We start from the raw sequence: 24212 nt of genomic DNA on the forward strand, positions 1-24212 counted from the left end.
TGGGGTCGGGATTGTGGGATTAGGGGTGGACAGGTAGACTAACCCTTCATTTTCTTAGGATCATCCGCCTCTAATAAGCTAAGGTCTGTCTCCTGATCAATCAGGTCTTTTAGTTCTGTCTTGATGTCTGCTTTCATTATCCCATAAAATTAACGATTATTTTGCTCATTTGATTTCACCTCAGGAGGTGGAACTGCTACACTTCTCTTTCAATGTTTAAAAGCCTGTAATTGTTCCAATATTGATCAATCCTGCAACAAAATCATTCCCCAAAATAAAAATACACCTCATCCCCTATCCATCTGCCATGACGCTGCACAAAATTCTTTTCTCCGGCAGGGCCATGCACCTCAGCTGCATGAAATTTGGTACCAATCGGGGATATACCCTTAAGTATGGAAATATCTCCCTCCGGGAAATTCACATGAGTAGCCCGTGGATCAGGTCCCTCACGGGGTGTAAATAACCGTAGATAGGTATCAGTAGCAGTGAACACAATAGTAATTGGCTTACTCTTTGTTTCCAGTCTTGCCCAGTACATATCACTGTGAAACCCCTTGAATTCAGGGTAATCCCAACTTTCGCCGGTAGCTGTATCGTTGTAGTCTTTTTGCCATATACCAAACTCCACACCCTTGGTCCTGTTTTTCCAGACACGATAAGGGCCTCTTCCCAACCAGCTCATTCCTGTCACATTATCTTCGGGAAAACTAAACGTAACTCCCATAGCATCATACTTTTTGTCGCCACGAATTTCATAGGCATATTTCAGCTTCAACCCGCCATCAGGCTGCAAACTCCACTGAATGTTTTTGAGCCCCCCATTGAGCTGAACATCCACCACATAACTTTCGTCCTGAAGGCCATGAGTCAACGATTCCACTTCACCTGAACCGCCCAGTAACTGCGGGCCCTGATCAAACGGCACATCAACCCCATCTGCTTCCACTCCGGACAGCAAACCGGTTTTTGCATCGATCCGCACTCTTACTCCACAAGCTTCCATAGATATGATCCCATTTTCCTGTTGTCCTTGCACCTTTTGCCCGCAGGTAGTAAATAAATGGCCCGGGGACTTAGGGGAGGCCAGCATCCAACTCCAGGTATAGATCTCCTGACCATGCGGATCAGTAGCCGTGAGGTAAAGCGCATCATGACTTTGCCAATTGTCTGGCAGGGTTAATGACAGCATGCCGGTCTGATGAGGCGCTACATCAGGGGAAACCATTTTTCCTGAATCAGCGACATCAATCTCCTCGCCTGATATAGGACCTGGAAAATCAACCAGCTTCCAGGAAAAAATCACGTCTTGCAGGTTTGTGTGATCATATCGATTCTCCACTTTCAGTTTTCCTGAAAAGGTAGCCGGGAAAATATCCAGTTCTCCCATTTCCAGGTAAACGGGTGACCATATCTTTTTAATTGTAAAAAAGCTCCCTTCCCTTTCCCGGTACGGGCCTACTATACCATCCGGAGCACCATTACCAGCCACATCGATCCTGCCCTCCAGATCATCACGTACTATCCCTTCATCAGCAAATGCCCAGAGAAACCCACCTACAGCAAGCGGATTGTCAAGCATCAGGTTCCACCAGTCCTCCAGCCCCGCACCATGACCTCCATCGTACAGTCCGTGAAGAAACTCAGTAGGCATGAAAAGATCAACTCCGTGAAAAAAAGAATCCGTACAGCAATCATAAGTTTCATAATGTGTGGTATTGATCCCTCCAAAATTGTCCCATGGATGAATGACCGTGCGGCTCTGGGGGTCCCATTTGGAAAACTCTGAGTCCAGATCATCATTCCATCCACCTTCATTTCCATTCGCCCACAGAATAATGGACGGATGATTAACATCTCGCTCGATCAGCTCCCGCACCAGTTTCTTTCCCACTTCAGCATCATACTCATCCTGCCAGCCTGTGAGCTCATCGATCACATACAGCCCAAGAGAATCGGTGATTTCAAGAAAGTGTTTGTCCGGAGGATAATGCGACATCCGTACCGCGTTCATGTTCATCTCTTTGATCAGGATGGCATCCATTATGCTCAGTTCCTTGCTGGTCGTCCTACCTGAAGTAGGCCAAAAAGTATGACGATTGGCTCCCCTGAGCCTGACTTTCTGATCATTGACGTATACTCCGTCACCTTTCCGTACTTCGATTGTTCGGAAACCAAATTTTTCAGAAATGGTATGCAGGGTGTCGTCTCCTTTTTTCAGTGCTAACCGGACACGATACAGGTTAGGCCATTCGGCTGACCATGGTTTGATATCACTTACAAAAGTCGAAAGTGTTATTTTTTGCTGGTTCTCTTTGAGCTGAGCTGAAAAAACCTCACCAACGGGAGTACCGTCCAGCGCTTCTATCTGAGCAAAAAGCTTACTGGATGAAGAAATGTTTTTGAGCAAAACATCGACTGAAAACTGCCCTGTATGCTGTGCGTCTACGGCAAGCCGTTCAATATGCTGCTTTGGCAAAGCCTCAAGATACACCGGCCGGAAAATGCCGCTAAACATCCAGAAGTCGGCTCTCCTCTCAGCGAGATTCACTGACTTATTGGATGAAAAACGATGCACCTCTACCTCTAACAGATTGGATCCTCCAAATTCCAACAGACTGGAAATGTCATAGCTGAACTCATAAAACCCGCCCTGATGAACAGGTCCTGCCGGTTTACCATTGATCTTCACCTCGGTATCCGTCATACTGCCCTCAAACACAATGTTCACTACCCTATTCTTCCAACTACCCGGCGCATCAAATGTGTACCTGTAGTTCCCCACACTATCAGCCGCCGGATCTTCACCCCAGTCACTCCAGTACCTGTAAGTACCGAATCCCTGCATCTCCCAGTTGGAAGGCACAGGGATCTGTTTCCATTTACCGCAGTTTCGTCCACCTGAAACTTTAAAATCCCAATCCACCGTATGATCCTTATCTGTTCCGCTGAGATATAAAAATTGAGTTGACTGGGAATAAACTGTCAGCGTGACAACAAATAAGCTCAAAGAAATTAACAACTTCATATCAGATAGTTTATACAAATTGGTCCGTTTACCATTCCCTACTCAGGAGGTCCCACGAATTTCGGGCTGATTTTAGAACTCACAATTTAACCCTCCTACACACAGGGCCGGAGTAAGATTTAGCTTCTTCAGGGTTAAAAAATGTATGATTCAGTTGAAATAATTGATAAAATAACCGGATCTGAAAAGCAGAAGCAGGATGATCGTGTATGCCAAAAACTCACCGCCCATGGCTACATATTTGGTTGAGTTGGTCATATAGCCGAAGGTTTCGATGACACAAACGACCGCCATCATTCCATAAGCTACCGCCATTACTTGAGGTGTTTTGCCCCACTGGGCAAAGTATCCGTAAAGGAAAATTACTGAAGCAAACAGTACCGAACCCCAATGGATCAGCAGTACCCAGGTCGGAAACTCGGGATTGGTAAAAGGTTTCCACGGCACCCTGGGCAGAAGCATTTCGAGGAAGCCACCTGCCGACCAAAGAAGCAAAATGCTGTGAACAAGAACTAAAGTATAACCAAAGTATTGCATGTTCTTTTTAGTTTATCTGATGGGTGACTTATCTGCTTTTTGTCATTAAAGGGATTGAAGAAATTCGATATATGTTTTTCCTCTTATTGCCGCACTATAATCAAACAGGTAGAGTAAAACACTCTGTATCATCAGCCCGATAGCAATGCCCCTGATCAGTTCATTTCTCCAAAAGAACACTCCTAACAGTAAACCTGCCAGAAAGAAGCAAATCTCTACCCGCTTGATGACGGTAAAGTTCTTCATTACCTTTTCCATTCGCGGCAACTCATTTGTCTGTACTTGTTGAGGTGCCGTTTGGTAAAGAGCAGTTACACGCTCAATGTCTGAGGGTGTTCTGATGACGATACCTATGCAAATAGCCAATAGTAAACCGGACAGTGGAATAAAGGCATATGCCATCCCTTTCAATACGGGCTTTTGCATAAAAAGGAAATAGATCGAAGCAGAAATAAAAATCAGGGAAATGATCATTCCAACGATGCACTGCAGCTTCTCCCCTTCAAAATATTTTTCTATGTTGTTCATCAGCTGTGTTTTTATGATTATTTGAGCTTAGCCTTTTCATAGCCTCTTGTCCTGCTAATGCCGATAATGAGCAGCACACCTAAAATATAGTGTGAAACGATAGCAGCAATAACAGTAGTTTGTGCTAACGAATTATTAAAAATACCCTGATCCTTCATAAGAAGCCACATTACCCAATCAGCCGTTGCGCTTGCAACCTGGTAGAAGGCAAGAGCCCTGGCCACACCTAAGTGCGGCTCTTTCCTGAAAATCCAGGCAATATAGGCTTGTGTCAGCAGGGCAACTCCCATAAGCTTTGTGATCCAATGCCCATCAGCAGTCAGCTCCCAACCTGTGGCAGGCCTTACCAAATCCGGTGGCATCATTGCAGCCAAAAAATAGCAAAATTCCAATACCGCTACCACTGTAAAAAGGATTTTCAAATCTGTAAGTCGTTTCATCTTAGGTTAGTTCATATGTTGTTCTCTGAATTCAACCGGGTTAACACCCGTTTTCTTTTTAAATAATCTCGTGAAATACGGCGGGTGTTCAAAACCCAGTTGATAAGCCGCCTCCGCAACCGTCATATCCGAGCTCACGAGCAGATGTTTGGCCTGGTTGATAATGTATAAATGAATGTGCTCAATCGCCGATTTTCCAGTTTCGTGGTGAAGCAGGTCACTCAGATACCTGGGAGAAAAATGCAGCGCTGACGCCATAAAACTTACCGACGGAAGTCCTGAATTCAATTGCTGTCCTGATTGATAATAATCCTGTAAGCACTGCTGGAACCTGGAGTACAGGTTGGGATGCAAGGGTTGTCTGTGCAGGAACTGACGTTTGTAAAAGCGTTTGGCATAGATGAGCATGGACTCGATCTGGGCCACGATGAGTTCTTTGCTGAATTCATCCTCATTGTTGTCGTATTCTTTTTCCATCTGATGGAAATGTTGCCAGATGATCGTTTTTTCGTGATCCGAAACGTGAAGGGATTCATTGACCTCATAATCAAAAAAGCTGAGTTTGTCTATGCTCCTAAACAAGCTGGTATTGTGTAAGAAACTTTCATGAAAAACCAGCAAAAATCCCCTTTCGTCGCATTTCACATCTTTAAATTCGATGATCTGCCGGGGTTTGAAAAAAGAAAGCGTCCCCTGGGTATGGTCATAGGCAGAATGCCCGTACAAGACCTGTCCCTCGGTGATTTTTTTAAAAAAGATAAAGTAACAATCACTGGTAAATTTCGGCACATGTTTAAAATCACTAATATCACAACCATCAAAGCTCATCATCCATACCAGCGGATGACGTGAATTGGGCAGGCCAAATGCCTCCAGTAGCTCTGAAATGGTAGTGAAGTGCATCATAGCTTGTAATAGCGTTTTACCATTTTCTGAAAATTGCCAGTGCCCAGAAGTTTCTTCATTCCAATCATCATTTTAGCATCGCTACCAACCAAATATCGCATTTTTTTACTTTTGGTGGTGGCTGCTTTGAAGATCACCCTGGCCACATCGATCGGCCGAGAAGGAAAAGCTGCATCTTCACCTTTGAGTGCTTTGAGCAATTTGTTTTGTATGGTATTGTAGTCCGGATCATCACCTTCCACAAAGTTCATGCTCCTCCCTGCAAATTCGGTTTGCACCCCTCCGGGCTCGATGAGCTTCACATCAATACCTAGCGGATTGAGTTCATAATTCAGTGATTCGCTATAGCCTTCTACCGCATATTTGGTAGCATGGTAGTAGGTAAATAATGGAAAGGAGACCCTTCCGCCCATGGATGAAACATTGATGATCCTACCCGACTTCTGTTGTCGAAAATGCGAGAGCATTTGTTTGGTCACCTCAAAGAGGCCAAAGACATTCACCTCAAACTGATGCCGGACTGATTCCTGCTCAGCATACTCCATCACCCCGGCCATCCCATACCCGGCGTTGTTGAGGAGCACGTCAATTTTCCCAAATGCGGTTATGGCATCACCTATAGCCTTTTGAATGGAGGCAGGATCGGTAACGTCAAGCGCAAAAATCTTCAAATTGGCTGTTTCCTTAAGCTCTCGCTCCCGTTGCGGGTTCCGCATGGTAGCAGCTACGTTCCAGCCTTTGTTAGCAAAAAACATGGCAGTTTCTTTGCCTATTCCACTGCTGGCTCCTGTGATGAATATTGTCTTTGACATGGTTAATCCTTTGGATGTATGATACTTATTTAGCTCATCCAAAGGTCAGGGAGGGATGCCGTGGAGCTGTTATACAAAAATGAAAAGATGTGATACTTTTTGGAGAAGCGCTCAAAAAACGAAGTTCCGGGTTCCGGGTGACAGGTTAACAGTGCTGAAGATTGAAAGGGTACGGTTCTAAGGTACCCATTTATTTTACCAACCTTGCCAAAGGCCCTACCCTATGTTTTCTTCCGGCACAAAAAAGCAGCTGACGTTTCGTGAAGTTCGCCAGCTGCTGTAAACTATGGTATCAGGTAGAACTTTAAGGGTGTTTAGGCCTTTGTCAAGTTGTGATTAAGCAGGATTAGTTAAGAACTGATTTATGATATAGCTTGTACATCTCATTTGTCCTATTCCAGGCCTTTTAACAACCCGTCCAACGCCTGCTGATCAGAAACCGTATTGTTGTCTCTGTTGAATATAGCAAAGTCTGAACCACCGTTATCCCAGTAAAACGGGATGACCCCATTGGAAAGAGAACTCCGCACCAGATATTCGAGATAGTAGGCCCTGGAAGCCAGATGCAGTTCGAGTGCTTCTCCGGTAAGGGCGGATCGCTTGATAGCGCCGAATTCTCCAAGAATTACCGGGATACCTTTGTTGACAAACTGTACTTTCATAAGTCCCATCATTTCATCAACCCATGATTCTTCACCCCATGTCGGGTTGCGCTCCGTGTCAGTGGTAGAGTGATTGTCCTCGCCCCAGTAATAAAACATCTTACCCCAGCTCTCATCCTCGGTCATCAGGCAAAACTGATATGGGGAGTAATAGTGCACTTCTGCCATCAGTTTATCCGGCACTTCATCCTCCGGCAAGGTAGTCATCAGCTCATTGGTTTTTTGAACATCTGTTGACGGCCCCTGGATCACCAGTACCCGATAGCTGTTTTTCCCTCCGGTAGACCGTACCGCATCTATAAACGTCTGATGGTAAGAGTTGAGCACAGCCATTTGTGTGGCATTCTCCACATGCGGTTCATTTGCGCTGGCAAACAGTAAGTGCTCATCAAAATCGCGAAGGTGAGTGGCTATCTGCTGCCAAAATGCTTTTTGTTTGGCATTATTTTCATCCTGCTTTTCGAGTGTGACATTCCTTTCCAGCCATCCTTCGTCCCAGTGGATGTTGAGTAACACATACATGTCATTATTTACACAATATTGCACTACTTCCTTTACCCGATCGAGCCAGGTGGTACTTATTTCAGCTTTATCCGGGTCAGACATGTATTGATTCCATGAGCATGGCAGGCGGATGGCATTGAAGCCGCTGTTTTTTGCAAGCAAGATAAGCTCCTCTGTTACTCTGGGGTTGCCCCAGTTAGTTTCACTTCCGGAAGCTTCGAGTGAATTGCCTACGTTCCAGCCCAGGCTCATGTTGGCGGCCAGCTCTACAGCCGTGCTTGTCATACCGGTTTCGTCCGGAGGCAGCGGAGAAGTGTTGTAGTCCGGGTAACCTCCTTTCTGTATAACCTCCACGGTGACAGTGTACTTTTCATCCATGGTGAAGGTCAGCTGTGCCTTGCGTTGCTCCTGGGTGGTATTTGCGGCTACCGAGACAGATACTTGTTCATCACTTTCTGTAGATGAAGTCACTGAAAGCGTACACCAGTCCTGATCCGATGTACCAGTCCAGCTACTTCCATTCATATTTACTTCTAGTGTAAGGGCGCTCTCTGCGAACGTAAAATTGAGCGTCTCTTTGCTCACCGTGATCAGTGGCGGGTCAGCTGCTTCCTGTATGATCACCACAGTAGCAGTATACTTTTCATCCATGGTGAAGGTCAGCTGTGCCTTGCGTTGTTCCTGGGTGGTGTTAGCAGCTACTGAAACAGATACTTGCTCATCACTTTTTGTAGAGGAAGTCACTGAAAGCGTACACCAGTCCTGATCCGATACACCTGTCCAGCTACTTCCATTCATGCTGACCCCAAGCATAGATTCATCTTCCCCGGAGCCAAACATAAGCGTATCAGCGCTTACAGTGAGTAGCGGCTCTTCCGGATCGAACTCATCGTCTTTATTACAAGAAATAAATAACATCAGGGCTAAACCTGCTAAAATGAGAATCCCATTGACTTTCATAAGTTTTGTTCTATTTAGGCGGATTGTTATAGTTATACACTGGTTGCAATTTTCACAATCCCTCAGAAACCGTAGGGACAGAAATGTTCTTGATCACGGACGTAAATGTATGAAGTCTCAACAAGGAATAAACAAACCCATGCCCGGCTTGTCGCCATGGCATGGGTTAACACTGGTTGGTGATCTTTATCTAATTACCAGTTTCCTGGAAACATTAATTGATTCGGAATGAATTCTGACCACGTAAATTCCCGAGTTCAGTACAGAATTTACTTCTACTTTATTCACTCCGGTTGATACCTGGCTATGAACAAGCTTTCCCTGGACGTTGAATATATGTATCCCTGTATTACCATCACCCGAAGGGACATCAATATAGAACCGCCCGTCTTCCGATGGGTTCGGATATATTACTATCCCCGATTGGTCGGGAGCTGCAAGTGAGTTTTCAAACTCCGCCTTACGAGCACTGCTTGCAGAAGCATACTCAATATATCCATCACAATGGAGCCATTCACTATTGGAGCCGCCACAAGAGCTGTTCTGCCATACCCCCGTATTGGTCGTCTGATCTTCGGACTCGTAAGTAGTTGCATCAATGGTGATATAGTCTACCTGTACGTCTCTGCCACTGCTATCATTGGTGAAATGAACCGTCACAGCACCACTTTCTGCAGTAGCTGTATAGTCAGCAAATGAAGTAGTCAATGTCCAGGTCGCCACAATCGTACTATCCACGCGCAGTTCAACGGTCTCATCTCCATTGGAGCCCAGTGCACGGACGACTATAGGAGCGGATGTGTAACTAATATATCCATTGCAATGGAGCCATTCGCTATTGGAGCCGCCACAAGAGCTGTTCTGCCATACCCCTGTATTGGTAAACTGATCCTCCGACTGGTAGGTGGTATCATTAATGATCACATAGTCAACCTGTACGTCTCTGCCACTGTTATCATTGGTGAAATGAACCGTCACTTCTCCATTACCGCTGGCTGTATAGTCAGTAAATGTGGTGTCCAAAGTCCAGGTCGCCACAGTCGTACCATCCACTCGCAGATCAATGGTTTCATCTCCGTTGGTACCCAGAGCACGGACGACAATATTATCGTTACAGCTTGGGGCAGCCGAGCCTTCACCTGAAGGTGTAGTCCCTGCATTCGTTACCAGTACCTTATCCAATTGAGCCCCATCTTCGCGATAAGCTACAGTGAGGGTGTGGTCCCCTGGCTTTAAGTTATAGTAGACCTCCCAGGTATTGGTTCCTTGGTCATGCAGATCATCCCAGCCCCAGGTGGATGTGAGCGGAATGTTATTCCAGCGTGACCAGCTGCTACTATCCATGCGTACCCAAAAAGAGTCGTCATTCGCATTTGGTGTAATCACCCGGGCCCAAACCTTGTAATTCCCGCCTTCGTTGACATTGAAGTTGTAGTTCATATGCCCGTTTGTACCGGGAGGATTACTTGTACTATTGTTACCGGATTGCACCGTCACATATTGTTCATTTGAAGCGTTGGTATCAGAGGCAGTATCCCATAAAGAACCTGACTCGCCACATTCAGCTTCAACCCATACATCCGTGCCTCCTGTAGAACAATTGGTGGCTGCCGAGCCTTCGCCGGTAGGTGTCTCACCGGTATTGGTAAACATGAATCTATCCAACCGTGCACCGTCTTCCCGGTAAGCTACCGTAAAAGTATGGCTGCCTGAATCCAGGCTGTAGGAAGTAACGTCATCCCATGTCCATGAAGTGGAACCGGGAGCAATATTGTTCCATTCGAGCCATGACCCTCCATCTACCCGGATCCAAAATGAATCATCGGAAGCAGTCGGTGCAATGACTCTACTCCAAAGGACATAATTGCCACTTTCACTTACATCAAAGGTATAGGAGATGTGACCCTCGCTATCACCGGGAGCGCTACTTATCCTATTGCTTCCGGACTGGATAGTAACAAATGTACCAGAGGCATTGCCATCCGAATAAACATTCCACAATGAACCTACATTACCGCATTCGGCCTCCAACCACACACTCGTAGTACCAAACGGACTTGCCTGGAAAACATCGATCGTCCGGGTAATCTCGCCACCTGTAACTGTCACTGTTCCTGAACGACTGGTTGAATCGGTATTAGCTGTTACCAGCACGGAAAAAAAGCCGTCATTTGACCCTGTCGTGTCTGAGGTAGAAATCCAGGACTGATCATCCGATACCGTCCAGGCTATGTTAGCTCCAACATAAACAACTTCGCTGGAATCCTCAGCAGTGAAACTCAGAGAAGTAGCCGATAAACTTATGTTTTCAGATGCGCCTCCCTGCGTAATACTGATCGTTTCAGTTATTCCTCCACCACTAATGGTCACCGTTCCGGTGCGACCACTTGTAGTTGTATCTTCCGCCACTATTACAGAAAAACTACCGTCATTTGACCCTGTTGTATCTGAGGTGGAAATCCAGGACTGATCATCCGATACGGTCCAACTCACACTGGAACTAACCGTAACACCTTTGCTTCCTGCAAATGAGGAGAAATCCAGAGAATTGGAGGATGCTATCAGGTAGTCCGAAGTACTGGCAGGCTCACCATATACAATGCCTCTTCCTGCCGTACTCATATATACCCGTCCAAAAACATTCATATCACCAACCACATATTCTCCGTTGGCCGGTCCGCCATATTCGTGATCATCGTCGTTAACACGCGTCCAGGTGGCCCCTTCGTCGATGGATTGGTAAATGCCTGTTACGCCATTGATGATTCCCCAGATATAGACAGCCGGATAGCTGGCCGCACTGTCTGCTTTACCGAAGCCTACGGCACGACATATAGTAATTCCACTGATAGTGCTGAAAGAAGATCCGGAATCGGTAGATCGTACCAGACCAGCACTATCCAAAGCGATCCAAATGTCTCCTTCCCTGCCCGGAGCTGCCCGGAGCTTCCTCTTCCCATCGATAGCAACTGTGGAAGCCTGAGAGAAAGAAGCTCCACCATCAGTACTGCGCATCACCGCTCCTGTCTCAGGGTCGTAAGTATAGAACTTGTTCGAATTGACCGGGTCGGCCACAGGCTGTAAATAACTTGATGTTGTACTTATGCCACTAACCGTGCTCCACGTGCTGCCATTGTCTGTAGACCTGTACATGACTGATGACCCCTGAGGTGAGTGAAGCAGCACATTGCCATCAGCAGACAAAGCTAATTTTCCTTTTTCTCCATTGATCGTGGTTTTTGTCCAGGTCTTTGCCGTATCTGTAGAGTAATGCATATCAACGCCAACACGAACCACCTTGGCCGGGTTTTGAGCGGCCACAGCCAGACCAGTGGTAGAACCTGCGGGGGGGTTATGTTGAGGCACGAACTTGGCAACATTCGTATGACTGAAGCCGGTATAATCCAATATGGTTGAAATCAAAGGGCCACCAGGGACACTTACAAGGTCCTGGGGTACGGTCTCATCAACCCCATTAGATTTGAATTTCCACGTCGCTTTACCATGTTCAACGCCATTTACAGTATAGGAATTCAAAAGATTATCAGTTCCAAATATACCATTTCCGGAGGTGACAAATGCCCTGTTTGCGTTGAATGGGTCAATGACCGCAGAGCTGTTCCAATGGCAGGTACTCCCCTCTATCCAGCCATGACCATTATCACTTACCATGTCATAATCAGGGTAGTTTCCACCATCGATCCAGTAAAACCTGAACATCTCCCTCCAGGTTTGTCCCCCATCCTCACTTACGAAAATATTGTCGCCATAGCGGTCTTCCCACGTACCATCAACGTTCCAATATTGTACACCTGTCCAACTGTTGATCGAAGTGGCCAGTATCCGGTTTTCATTGTTAGGATCGATAGAGATCCCGCTGTAGGCACCATAATGAACAGTTTCTACTGAATCAAGATCCAGCATAAAATTTTCCGGGGAAATATCTGTCCAATTGCCTGAAGTAACGTCATATACATACACAGCCCCCCGGTTGTAATAGTCATTTACCCCACCCCAGGTTTGAGCATGAGGTCCGGCACCATTCGCATAGGTCACGTAGAGTGTATTACCATCACTGGTCAGGGCCATTCGCTGCGGCATAATGCTCGCAGTAGTAGGACGTCCTGCTACCAACGACCAGCTGGCCCCCGCATCGTGACTTACATAAAGATTGTCATCGGCCCGGCCAACACCCGCATAGATCGTCTGGCTTACTCCTCCGGAAGCCGAAGAAGGATCAAAGATAACAATAGAAGTTCCCGCTTCGTTTGCGGTCGTCGTGACCGGATAGGAAGTCACCTGTGACCATGTAGATCCCCGGTCGGTGCTTTTCCACATCCCGTCAAATCGTGAGCCAATAAAAATGACATTGCTGTTGTTGGGGTCCACGGCTATTCGTTCTCCGTTGCCCCGGCCCATACCATTACCGTGTGCTTTAAACTGGCTGGTGATGTCAAACTTCTCCCAGGTATCTCCATAATCATCAGATCTCATGAACATGGATTTACCGTCGTTCCAGTAAGTGGTACCTGCCAGCAAGTATATCCGGCCGGCCACACTGGGATCCACGGCCATCCCATCGATACCATGGAGTCCCAGTTCAGTTTCAGACACCCAGTCCGTCAACGGGATCCACGATTGAGTTGTCTCATTCCATCTATATGCTCCGCCAACATCGGTCCGGGCATAAAAAACATCCTGAGCATTTGGATCAGCTATTACAGCCGAAACAAATCCTCCGCCACCGATGGCTACATTTCCCCATTCGTAAGATTGGGCATCCGATTGCAAAACCTCTGTCAGTAAAAGCAGAGATACCAGTATCCATCGTAATCGACACAATGGATCTATTTGAAGTTGGTGCTCTCTTGTCATATAACTATTATTTAGTTTGTTATCATTTTAATCAATGTTGTATTATTATAGTACCTTTTTTCATCCAGTCTGAGATTCTAAAATTAGAGGAGACAAGGAAGGCCTGACTTCCTGTGGGTGAATGAAAAGAGTATCTTCTTTGTATTCAATACCTTACAAAGGTTAATGGGTTCTTGCTCGTACCAATGAGCATGGGATACTACCCCATTTCCATAAGTAATGTAAAGGTTGCCTTTGCCATTATAAATAGCCTGTTGGAGCTTTAGAACTGGTTGAACAACTGAAACCGAAACGGCTGTAAATGACTTCACACATATACTTTTGTGAAAATTGGCAGCCTGTAACCGATCTTCAAACAAAGTCTGAATAGCACTTACCGATACGCTGGACGGACCCAGTCCTGCACAAACATGAATCTGTGCGGTAACATCAATGGTAATAATCCTCGAAGCAAAACCAGGCACATTCTTCCACTCATTAACCTGAGCATCTGCATGCCATGGTCTAACAAAAAACAATAAAAGCAATATCCTTTTCCAAGTACTGAATTGACGCTTTTCCCTCATAACCTTTACTCTTAACCATCAATATTTTCATCTCAATCAGTGATCGCTTGGCTTGTATAAATTAAGGTTATTCCATTTTAGTTGTACTTTAAGGTATATAAGTTTTGACCACTTCCGGTACGTTTTTCCGTGAATGGGCGTTTAGGTTGGGTGAACGAGTATTAAACAGAGTTGAAGTATTCTCTTCAACAATGGGTCTGTTTAAAATCTGTGTTCTGCTTTAGAAAAATGATCTACCAGGAAGCTGGCTGTTAACCTCAGCTGGAACGCTGGCTGTACCGCACTTATAGGTTTTTATTGGTTTTCAAAAAGTATTGACAAAAAACCAATTTGCTCCAGTTGGTATTATCATCGGAGGGGGAAGCAATACAAGGCACACCGGTTCGGGATATCCAAACCAATGCAACCTTGTATACTGTCTCATTAGGAAGATGTATTACCTAACAACAAACTTTTTCTCTATGCTGTCGCCATTCCCAATAACCTTCACAAAATACATTCCCGGCTTCAGTCCTGCCTTTACAGGCGTCGTTCTGTTCCCTTCCAACTGCATGGTGAAAAGTTCCATTCCTGACAGATTGAAGATTGCCAGTTTGGCATCTACCAACGTTTCCGGAACCTCTATTACAAAATCTCCATCAACACTCGGGTTCGGATAAACCACCACATCTGTGGTCAGATCAGCAGTCGCTGCTGCCTCTATAGTTTCCTCCGAGAGGGAGCTACTGGAAGCGGAAAAGGTGAACTGCTGACTCCACCAGCCAGCATCACAATTGGCCAGCACAATATCTGCTCCATTTGACGATGAGCTGTTTTCTACTCGCAGACAGGTGCCTGTATTGCGGTTTTTCAGAATGTAATACTCGTCTCCGGCGCTTATTAATTCGAACATCTCAGTCCAATAATCAGAGTGACAAGTATACTGTACAACATCACCATTGACTACCCGAATGCATTTTCCACTATGCCGTGCCTTGAGCTGATGATAGCCATTTCCCAGATCCACCAGCTCAAACTGTTGGTTCTCACCACCACTACAATCCCACTGGTGAATATTTGCATTATCACTTGTTGACCAGCCATCCACATCCACACATTTGCTGCTAGCTCTATTGGTCATGGCATAATAGGAGGTGCCGCCGCCACCGCCGCCTCCACATGTGCCGGACAGGCATTCTTTGGAGTTTATAGCATTTGTAATACGAGCTTTAGGCTGAGGCCCAAAACCTTTTGTCAGGTTAATTCCTACACTCTTCAAATGGCAATAACTCATAATGGTACCTCCATCAGAAGGATAATCTTCCGGAGCCCAACAAGAGTTTCCGCCACAATGATCAATAGCCGTATTGTTGCCATTCCATACACAATCATGCGTATGTGGTGATCCAAAAATATGGCCCTGTTCATGCGTGACTACCATTACGCTCCAGGAATAGGTCGGGTAATTTGCATAAGATGTGCTGATGTTACTAACCCCATAGTTCCAGCCGGATCCACAGAGGGCATTTACATAGGCCACTCCGCCACCTCCATCTGTATGGATCAAGTGCGCGAAATCACCATTGAAGGAAGTACGGTAGTTTTTAAACTGTGACAGCTTGTTGTTAGTAGTGCCTGAGTAGGGACTTGGAGAAGTCCACACATAGACCTCCTGAAGCATTACACTTATTCCATCATTGTCATAGATGATCTTTGATTCATTAAAAAGACCTGTCAGATAATTGACAACATTGTTAACACTTCCTTTATTTTGATAAAGCTCATAATCCGCCTCCCAGTATGCGCGAACGCAACTGGTCGCTTGTATGCGGCCACCTGTTTCGGGCAGCTCTTCTATAGGAGATATAAGATGCTCAGCAGTCGTTTGGCATGTCGGAGGTTCGAAATTTTTTAAATTCCGGTCGTTATAAAGAACATAATCATTTCCTGTCTCTCCGATCCTTCCTAAAACCGTATTACCAGTATTATCAACTACCAGCCCCATGACCTCATTTTCAAAAATGCTGATAGCAGCCAGTGATTCGTTATCACCATCAATGATCCCCCGGTAATGTTTTCCTTCAGGGGCAAACTGCTGGCCATCCGAAGTGGTAATGTAGAACCCTTCACTGAAGAGATTCACTTCATACAACTCAAGGACCATGCTTCCGGAATTTGTAGGAATGGTTATTTCTAAATTTGACGGGTTCTCCGTAATTAACCGCTGTAATGCATTGGGCTGAAGCTCAAGCACACTGGCATCTTCAATTTGCGCAGTGGTGGCTCTTCGTTTGCTGGCACTGGCTAATTGAAAAAGGTCACCATTTCTGGTAAATGTCTCATTGGTTGATACTCTTGCAGCAACTTCTCGCGCAATTGGTTTTAACTCTTGATTTTGTGCCCAGGCTGAAAGAACCCAAAGGTAAAAAATGGAAAATTTGAAAAAGTGTTTCATAATGATTGAATTAGGTTTAATTGATTTATTAAAAATTAAATTTTAGTTATGCTTGATAGAAGTTTTTTGAACTATTTTATCCAGTAGAAGTATTATTTCGACCCTACTTGATAAAAATTTTCTATTTAACTAATAGAATTATATATGAAATAAGAATAAAAACCGGTATGAATAAAAAATACTCGATAAGCGATCTTCATAAATTCCGATTGAAAAGTGGTTTGGTTAATAAGAAAAGACTTGAAGAACTGAGAGAGATTGTTTACACTTATTTATTTTCTTCTTTAGTCAAAATTGAAGGTGCTTCACACAGGATCTCCTCATGATTAATCAATTTTTTAGCTTCTGAAATTCTCTTATCCTTGAGATACTGTGAAAAGCTTACACCATATTGCTGCTTAAACTCGTTGTCCAATTGAGTTTTTGAAATCTGAACAGCATGTGCAATCACATCAATAGTCAGTACATTTTCAAAGTATTCATCAATGAAATTTTTCGCTCTTACAGCTCTGCTTGTCTGGTTTGTATCCTGGTGAAGCTGTCCAACCAGTTCAGTTATCCTTTGATCCATTTTTTTTGACGGTTTATTATTCTACACCCACAATTTGCAAAATCGCAACTACGTGTGTTCAATAGGAACTAACCCACACCCCCGGCACATCACCGAAGGCATGGGTTAGAAATTGATAGTGAGTTTATTTTATTACCAGTTTCCTGGAAACATGAATGGACTCAGAATGAATTCTGACCAGGTAAATTCCGGAATTCAGTCCTGAATTTACCTCTACCTTATCCACTCCGGCTGATTTCTGACTGTGAACCAGTTTTCCCTGGACGTTGAATATTTGTATCCTGATCTCTCCATCCGCAGCAGGAACATCAATATAGAACTGTCCGTCCTCTGATGGGTTTGGATACATTACTATTCGTGATTGGTCAGGAGCGGCAAGTACGCTTTCTAGTTCAGCGGTGCGGGCACCACTGGCAGAGGCATACTCGATATACCCGTTGCAGTTCAGCCATTCACTATTAGAACCGCCGCAGGAGTTATCCTGCCATACCCCTGTATTGGTGGCCTGGTCTTCTGATTGAAAGGTTAATCCATCAACTGTCACATAGTCTACCTGTACATCTCTTCCGACATTATCATTGGTAAAATGAACGGTCACTACGCCATTTCCGGAAGCTGTGTAATCCGCCATGTTGGTGGTTAGTGTCCAGGTAGCCACAGTAGTACCATCCACCCGCAGGTCAATGGTTTCGTCTCCCTGGGCACCCAAGGCACGCACTACAATATTATTACCACTGCTACAATTTGTGGCCACTGACCCTTCACCTGAAGGCGCTGTACCTGAATTCGTTACCACTACCTTATCCAATTGAGCTCCATCTTCACGGTAAGCTATGGTGAGCGTGTGGTTGCCGGAACTCAAATTGTAGCTGACTGCTGATCCCCCATTGTTAGAATCATGCACATCATCCCATTGCCAGGTGGATGTGGCTGGAATGTTATTCCAAAGGGTCCAGCTACCACCATCCATACGTACCCAAAATGAGTCGTCATTCCCATTTGGTGTGATCACCCGGGCCCATACCTTGTAGGCTCCGCTTTGGCTAACACTGAAGGTGTAGGTGATCTGTCCAGCTGTACCTGGAGCACTACTTGCGCTATTGTTCCCGGATTGCACGGTCATATACTGACCATTGGAAGCATTGGCATCTGAAACAGTATTCCACAGAGAACCTACCGTCCCGCATTCAGCTTCAAGCCAGGCATCATTACCTGTGCTACCGCCATTTATTGTGATGGTCACATCATCCGTACCCGTTGCACCATCGTCATCAGTTACTGTTAATGTAACGGTATGAGTACCTACGGGTAAACTTACGGTAGGATTAACACCTGTTGCGATCTGGCTTCCACCTTCTGTCCAAACGTATGAAGAGATCGTACCATCTGAATCGCTACTGCCAGAACCATCAAATGTTACGGATTCACTGCCACTGTTATCACTATCAGTAACCGTTTGATCCGCACCGGCATTAGCAACAGGCGGTGCATTTGTTACTGTACAATTACCAGCTGCTGACCCTTCACCTGAAGGCGCTGTACCTGAATTCGTTACCACTACCTTATCCAATTGAGCTCCATCTTCACGGTAAGCTATGGTGAGCGTGTGGTTGCCGGAACTCAAATTGTAGCTGACTGCTGATCCCCCATTGTTAGAATCATGCACATCATCCCATTGCCAGGTGGATGTGGCTGGAATGTTATTCCAAAGGGTCCAGCTACCACCATCCATACGTACCCAAAATGAGTCGTCATTCCCATTTGGTGTGATCACCCGGGCCCATACCTTGTAGGCTCCGCTTTGGCTAACACTGAAGGTGTAGGTGATCTGTCCAGCTGTACCTGGAGCACTACTTGCGCTATTGTTCCCGGATTGCACGGTCATATACTGACCATTGGAAGCATTGGCATCTGAAACAGTATTCCACAGAGAACCTACCGTCCCGCATTCAGCTTCAAGCCAGGCATCATTACCTGTGCTACCGCCATTTATTGTGATGGTCACATCATCCGTACCCGTTGCACCATCGTCATCAGTTACTGTTAATGTAACGGTATGAGTACCTACGGGTAAACTTATGGTAGGATTAACACCTGTTGCGATCTGGCTTCCACCTTCTGTCCAAACGTATGAAGAGATCGTACCATCTGAATCGCTACTGCCAGAACCATCAAATGTTACGGATTCACTGCCACTGTTATCACTATCAGTAACCGTTTGATCCGCACCGGCATTAGCAACAGGCGGTGCATTTGTTACTGTACAATTACCAGCTGCTGACCCTTCACCTGAAGGCGCTGTACCTGAATTCGTTACCACTACCTTATCCAATTGAGCTCCATCTTCACGGTAAGCTATGGTGAGCGTGTGGTTGCCGGTGCTTAAATTGTAGCTGACTGCTGATCCCCCATTGTTAGAATCATGCACATCATCCCATTGCCAGGTGGATGTGGCTGGAATGTTATTCCAAAGGGTCCAGCTACCACCATCCATACGTACCCAAAATGAGTCGTCATTCGCATTTGGTGTGATCACCCGGGCCCATACCTTGTAGGTGCCGCTTTCGCTGACACTGAAGGTGTAGTTGATCTGTCCAGCTGCACCTGGAGCACTACTTGCGCTATTGTTCCCGGATTGTACGGTCATATACTGACCATTGGAAGCATTGGCATCAGAGGCAGTATTCCACAGAGAACCTACCGTCCCGCATTCAGCTTCAAGCCAGGCACTCGTAGTATTACCTGATTCAGTTACTGTCACATTAAAGGTATGCGTACTCTCACAGCCTTCATCGTTGATATGAGTTGCAATATATTCACCTGCCTGTGTGGTCTGAATGCCGGAAATCGTCACTTCTCGTGTTGAAGCTGTAAAACCATTCGGTCCGGTCCAGCTCCAGGTACCTCCAGTCGCCGGTTCGGGACTAAATGTAAGATTATCTCCCTCAATAACAGTAACATTGTCGGTTTGCTGCATGGAACCACCATTCACCTGCACATAAGGTGTGATAGGGGATGGTGTGCAGTTACCCTCTTGTGTGACAGTGACTGTCCGTGTAATCTCTCCTCCGGTAACGGTCACCGTACCATTACGACTGGCTGAGGCGGTATTAGCTGTTACCAATACATCAAAAAAGCCATCTCCTGATCCCGAAGTATTGGAAAGTGAGATCCAGGTCTGATCAGCTGACACTGTCCAGTCTATATTTGATCCAACCCAGACAATTTCACTGGAATCAGCGGCGGTGAAACTCAGGGAGCTGGCTGACAAACTCAATTCATCAGATGCGCCCTGCTGTGTAACAGCTATCGTTCGGGTAATTCCTCCTCCCGTCAAGGTAACCGTTCCGGTTCGATCATTTGTAGTCGCATCATTAGCCGTCACCGTTACTGAAAAACTGCCGTCATTTGATCCGGAAGTTGCAGAAGTCGACAGCCACGGTTGATCAACCGATACCGTCCAGCTGACATTGGAGCTGACTATAACGTTTTGGCTGGAAGCCGCTGAGGTGAAATCCAGTGTAGAGCTGGAGGTTGTCAGATAATCAGAGGTGCTGGCAGGTTCGCCATATACAATGCCTCTTCCTGCCGTACTCATATAAACCCGTCCAAAAACATTCATATCACCAACCACATATTCTCCGTTGGCCGGTCCGCCATATTCGTGATCATCGTCGTTGACACGTGTCCAGGTGGCCCCTTCGTCGATGGATTGGTAAATGCCTGTTACGCCATTGATGGTTCCCCAGATATAGACAGCCGGGTAGCTGGCCCCATTGGCGGCTTTACCAAAACCTACGGCACGACATATAGTAATCCCGCTGATAGTGCTGAATGAAGATCCGGAGTTAGTGGAACGTACCAGGCCGGCGCTATCCAGGGCGATCCAGATGTCCCCTTCCCGGTCAGGCGCTGCCCGTAATTTCCTCTTTCCATCGATAGCAACTGTGGATACCTGAGAAAAAGAAGCTCCACCATCGGTACTGCGCATCACTGCTCCTGTTTCAGGGTCGTAAGTATAGAACTTATTTACATTGATCGGATCGGCCACAGGCTGTAAAAAACTTGATGTTGTATTGATGCCGCTAACAGTGCTCCACGTGCTGCCATTGTCTGTAGACCGGTACATGACTGATGACCTCTGAGGTGAGTGAAGCAGCACATTGCCATCAGCAGACAAGGCTAATTTTCCTTTTTCTCCATTGATCGTGGTTTGTGTCCAGGTCTTTGCCATATCCGTAGAGTAATGCATATCAACGCCAACACGAACCACCTTGGCCGGGTTTTGTGCGGCCACAGCCAGACCAGTGGTAGAACCAGCAGGTGGGTTATGAGGGGGCACATACTGGGTAATATCTGTGTGGCTAAAGCCTGTATAATCCAGTATGGTCGAAATCAACGGCCCACCCGGAACACTTACAAGGTCCTGGGGTACGGTCTCGTCTATCCCATGGGATTTAAATTTCCATGTCGCTTTACCATGTTCAGTGGTAATTCCTTCCGAATCAGTTCTGGTGAAGAAGTCTGAAAGGTTGTCAGCTCCCCACACGCCGTTTCCACAGGTCACAAATGCCCTGTCTGAATTGAACGGATCAATAACTACCGAACTGTTCCAGTGAACGGTAGATCCTTTGACCCAGTTAATGCCGTTGGTACTTACCATGTCATAGTCCGGGAATTGTCCATTTTCGGTCGAGTAAAACCTGAACATCTCCCGCCAGGTCTGTCCCCCGTCTTCACTGAGGAAAATATTATCACCGTACTTGTCCAGCCAGGTACCATTGTCGTTCCAGTACTGTACACCTCTCCAGCTATTGATGGAAGTCACCAGGATCCGGTTTTCATTGGTTGGGTCAATGGAAATTCCGCTGTAAGCTCCATAGTGGACCTGGCTTGTACCCTCTTCTATTTTATCGAGATCCAGCATATAGTTTTCCGGGGAAATATCGGTCCAGGTGCCTGATGGCACATCGTACTTGTAGATCGCTCCCCTGTTGAAATAATCTGTAACACCACCCCAGAGCTGAGCGTGCGGACCGGCTCCATTTGCGTATGTTATATATAGTGTGTTACCATTGTTGCTCACGGCTATGCGTTGTGGCATGATACCAGCAGCAGTAGGCCGATTGGCCACCAGTGACCAGCTAGCCCCTGCATCGTGACTTACATAAAGATTGTCATTGGCCCGCGCAACACCCGCATAGATCGTCTGGCTTACTCCACCAACAGCAGAGGAAGGATCAAAAACAATAATTGATGTCCCAGCTTCGTTTGCAGTGGTGGTTACCGGGTAGGAAGACACCTGTGTCCAGGAAGATCCCCGGTCGGTGCTTTTCCACATCCCGTCAAATCGTGAGCCAATAAAAATGACATTGCTGTTGTTGGGGTCCACGGCTATTCGTTCTCCGTTGCCCCGGCCCATACCATTACCATGTGCTTTAAACTGGCTGGTAATATCAAACTTCTCCCAGGTATCTCCATAATCATCAGATCTCATGAACATGGATTTACCGTCATTCCAGTAAGTGGTACCTGCCAGCAGGTATACCCGCCCGGCCACATTGGGATCCACGGCTATTCCGTCGATACCATGGAGTCCCAGTTCAGTTTCAGACACCCAGTCTGTCAACGGGATCCATGATTGCGTGCCTTCGTCCCATCTATAAGCTCCTCCCACATCGGTCCGGGCATAAAAAACGCCCTGAGTATTTGGGTCAGCTATCACAGCCGAAACAAATCCTCCACCGCCGATGGCTACATTGCCCCAGTCATAAGATTGAGCATTTACTTGTAAAACCCCTACCAATAAAAGCAGAGATACCATTATCCACCGTAATCTTCGCCATGGTAGACTTACTTGAAATTGGTACTCGTTTGTCATATGCTATTTGTTTTGGTTTATTATTTATATTGAATTAGATGAAATGTTATGGGGTAAGAGATTTAATTAATATTTGAAAATATCAACGTATCGGGAGATTAATTATCAAATTCATCACTTACCAACCTTAACAACAATACATTATTGCAATATTCATAATCCCTAAAAAACCATGGGTGCAGAAATGTTCTGAATCGCGGACACATATGTTTGAAACCCTTCATATGAAGAAAAAACAAACTATTTATCCTCCAATCGTGACATTTTTCCTACTCTATTGGATTTTCTTCCGGCGGGGCATCAGTCAATCTCACTTTTAGAGACTTCCGGTTTGATTAACTTAAAAAAATGTTCCTCTTCAATACCGAAGTAACTTGCCCGTCTCAACCTAAACCCTGCTGCTTGATTCCCTTATGATCAATTTGGTGCCGTATGATAAAACTCTGCGGGCTCGGCGTATTTCACTTTCCCCACTTATTTCATTTATCTCTTCCATGATCAATCTTGCTGATTCCTTCCCCAGATTTTCACTAAACTGTTCTACGGAGCTGAGTTGAGGACTTAACATTCTTGTAAAGGGTTCGTTGGCAAAACCAACAACCCCCAGGTCTTTTGGAATCTCAATTTTTTTCTCCTTTGCCGTTGCAAATACACCATAGGCGGAGTAATCACCGGCGCAGAAAAAAGCATCGGGTGGATCAATTTGTGAAAGCAGTTCAACAGAAACTCGCTTACCGGCATCTTCTGTAAGCGCCTCTCTGATCCAGTTGTTATTAAGTGCTATTCCATGTTCCCGAAGGGCATCCTCGTAACCAGCCTTTCTCTCCCGATATACATTCAGAGAAAGTGGTCCATATAGATGGGCAATCTTTGTGTATCCCTGCTCAATAAGATGAACAGTTGCTTCATATCCACCACGCCTGTTGTCATTCACAACACAGGTCGTTTCCAGGTCCACCAAAACCCTGTCAAACTGTACAAGCGGCACATTCGATTCAAGAATTTGATCTAAATGGCCCGTTTCTGTCGTTTCCGCGGAAGCGGCATAGATCACACCTTCGACTCGACTGGTCTTAAATAAGTCTATACCCCTCATTTCTCTGCTTACCTGTTCAGCGCTTTGACAGATAAGGAGACTGTAATCCCATTTGTTTAGCTCAGCTTCAATACCATGTATTACGCCAGCAAAAAAGTAATGATTGATCTCTGGTACGATGACTCCAATGGTAGCGCTTTTGCCCTGCCTTAAATTAGAAGCGAATGAATTCCGGCTGTAGTTTAGCTTTTTAGCTATTTCATTCACTCTTTGCCTGGTCTTGCTGCTGATCCTGGAATTGTTACCAAGAGCGCGCGAAACCGTGGATGCAGATAAACCAAGCTCTTCAGCTATATCATAAATGGTAACTGGTTTACTATTTACTTTTGTATCAGATCTCATGTATTTTGAGTCAAAAATCAAAATAACCTACTCTTATTACATTCAAATTTTCCTTCTCGATTTGAGATAA

Annotated in this window: 13 protein-coding genes; all 13 read right to left on the reverse strand. The window is 45.7% G+C overall.

Annotated features, from left to right (window positions below; all coding sequences use genetic code 11):
- Positions 1-262: 262 nt before the first annotated feature.
- Positions 263-3028 carry a glycoside hydrolase family 2 TIM barrel-domain containing protein gene (locus AC3E9V_RS18095; protein WP_488749556.1) on the reverse strand — a complete coding sequence of 922 codons (2766 nt, stop codon included), beginning with the start codon at positions 3026-3028 and terminating at the stop codon, positions 263-265.
- Between the two features lie 150 nt (positions 3029-3178).
- Positions 3179-3565 (reverse strand): hypothetical protein, encoded by a 387-nt coding sequence (locus AC3E9V_RS18100; RefSeq protein WP_488749557.1) that lies wholly within the window; start codon positions 3563-3565, stop codon positions 3179-3181.
- 45 nt (positions 3566-3610) lie between these two features.
- The gene (locus AC3E9V_RS18105) at positions 3611-4093 is read right to left on the reverse strand and encodes a hypothetical protein (protein WP_488749558.1); all 483 of its coding nucleotides are present in this window, start codon (positions 4091-4093) and stop codon (positions 3611-3613) included.
- Between the two features lie 17 nt (positions 4094-4110).
- Positions 4111-4533 carry a hypothetical protein gene (locus tag AC3E9V_RS18110; protein WP_488749559.1) on the reverse strand — a complete coding sequence of 141 codons (423 nt, stop codon included), beginning with the start codon at positions 4531-4533 and terminating at the stop codon, positions 4111-4113.
- Between the two features lie 6 nt (positions 4534-4539).
- Positions 4540-5439: a helix-turn-helix domain-containing protein gene (locus AC3E9V_RS18115; RefSeq protein WP_488749560.1), complete on the reverse strand. Its 900-nt coding sequence runs from the start codon at positions 5437-5439 to the stop codon at positions 4540-4542.
- The gene (locus AC3E9V_RS18120) at positions 5436-6251 is read right to left on the reverse strand and encodes an SDR family oxidoreductase (RefSeq protein WP_488749561.1); all 816 of its coding nucleotides are present in this window, start codon (positions 6249-6251) and stop codon (positions 5436-5438) included. Before AC3E9V_RS18120 ends, AC3E9V_RS18115 begins: the two co-directional genes overlap by 4 nt.
- 392 nt (positions 6252-6643) lie before the next feature.
- Positions 6644-8377, reverse strand: a complete 1734-nt coding sequence (locus tag AC3E9V_RS18125) for a cellulase family glycosylhydrolase (protein ID WP_488749562.1) — start codon at positions 8375-8377, stop codon at positions 6644-6646.
- Positions 8378-8563: 186 nt separating this feature from the next.
- Positions 8564-13252, reverse strand: coding sequence for a carbohydrate-binding domain-containing protein (locus AC3E9V_RS18130; RefSeq protein WP_488749563.1), 4689 nt, complete (start codon positions 13250-13252; stop codon positions 8564-8566).
- Between the two features lie 83 nt (positions 13253-13335).
- Positions 13336-13818 carry a hypothetical protein gene (locus AC3E9V_RS18135; RefSeq protein ID WP_488749564.1) on the reverse strand — a complete coding sequence of 161 codons (483 nt, stop codon included), beginning with the start codon at positions 13816-13818 and terminating at the stop codon, positions 13336-13338.
- A 436-nt stretch (positions 13819-14254) separates the two neighbouring features.
- Positions 14255-16252 carry an RICIN domain-containing protein gene (locus tag AC3E9V_RS18140; protein ID WP_488749565.1) on the reverse strand — a complete coding sequence of 666 codons (1998 nt, stop codon included), beginning with the start codon at positions 16250-16252 and terminating at the stop codon, positions 14255-14257.
- 268 nt (positions 16253-16520) lie between these two features.
- Positions 16521-16823: a helix-turn-helix domain-containing protein gene (locus AC3E9V_RS18145; RefSeq protein ID WP_488749566.1), complete on the reverse strand. Its 303-nt coding sequence runs from the start codon at positions 16821-16823 to the stop codon at positions 16521-16523.
- 124 nt (positions 16824-16947) lie between these two features.
- On the reverse strand, positions 16948-22704 hold the full coding sequence (locus AC3E9V_RS18150; protein ID WP_488749567.1) for a PKD domain-containing protein: 5757 nt from the start codon (positions 22702-22704) through the stop codon (positions 16948-16950).
- Between the two features lie 388 nt (positions 22705-23092).
- Positions 23093-24142: a LacI family DNA-binding transcriptional regulator gene (locus tag AC3E9V_RS18155; RefSeq protein WP_488749568.1), complete on the reverse strand. Its 1050-nt coding sequence runs from the start codon at positions 24140-24142 to the stop codon at positions 23093-23095.
- Positions 24143-24212 lie beyond the last annotated feature (70 nt).

The sequence above is a fragment of the Marinoscillum sp. HNIBRBA16962 genome (assembly GCF_057801515.1).

Excerpts from the sequence above, each read along its gene's own strand:
- AC3E9V_RS18095 (WP_488749556.1), bottom strand. The coding sequence starts at position 3,028 with ATGAAGTTGTTAATTTCTTTGAGCTTATTTGTTGTCACGCTGACAGTT.
- AC3E9V_RS18100 (WP_488749557.1), bottom strand. The coding sequence starts at position 3,565 with ATGCAATACTTTGGTTATACTTTAGTTCTTGTTCACAGCATTTTGCTT.
- AC3E9V_RS18105 (WP_488749558.1), bottom strand. The coding sequence starts at position 4,093 with ATGAACAACATAGAAAAATATTTTGAAGGGGAGAAGCTGCAGTGCATC.
- AC3E9V_RS18110 (WP_488749559.1), bottom strand. The coding sequence starts at position 4,533 with ATGAAACGACTTACAGATTTGAAAATCCTTTTTACAGTGGTAGCGGTA.
- AC3E9V_RS18115 (WP_488749560.1), bottom strand. The coding sequence starts at position 5,439 with ATGATGCACTTCACTACCATTTCAGAGCTACTGGAGGCATTTGGCCTG.
- AC3E9V_RS18120 (WP_488749561.1), bottom strand. The coding sequence starts at position 6,251 with ATGTCAAAGACAATATTCATCACAGGAGCCAGCAGTGGAATAGGCAAA.
- AC3E9V_RS18125 (WP_488749562.1), bottom strand. The coding sequence starts at position 8,377 with ATGAAAGTCAATGGGATTCTCATTTTAGCAGGTTTAGCCCTGATGTTA.
- AC3E9V_RS18130 (WP_488749563.1), bottom strand. The coding sequence starts at position 13,252 with ATGACAAGAGAGCACCAACTTCAAATAGATCCATTGTGTCGATTACGA.
- AC3E9V_RS18135 (WP_488749564.1), bottom strand. The coding sequence starts at position 13,818 with ATGAGGGAAAAGCGTCAATTCAGTACTTGGAAAAGGATATTGCTTTTA.
- AC3E9V_RS18140 (WP_488749565.1), bottom strand. The coding sequence starts at position 16,252 with ATGAAACACTTTTTCAAATTTTCCATTTTTTACCTTTGGGTTCTTTCA.
- AC3E9V_RS18145 (WP_488749566.1), bottom strand. The coding sequence starts at position 16,823 with ATGGATCAAAGGATAACTGAACTGGTTGGACAGCTTCACCAGGATACA.
- AC3E9V_RS18150 (WP_488749567.1), bottom strand. The coding sequence starts at position 22,704 with ATGACAAACGAGTACCAATTTCAAGTAAGTCTACCATGGCGAAGATTA.
- AC3E9V_RS18155 (WP_488749568.1), bottom strand. The coding sequence starts at position 24,142 with ATGAGATCTGATACAAAAGTAAATAGTAAACCAGTTACCATTTATGAT.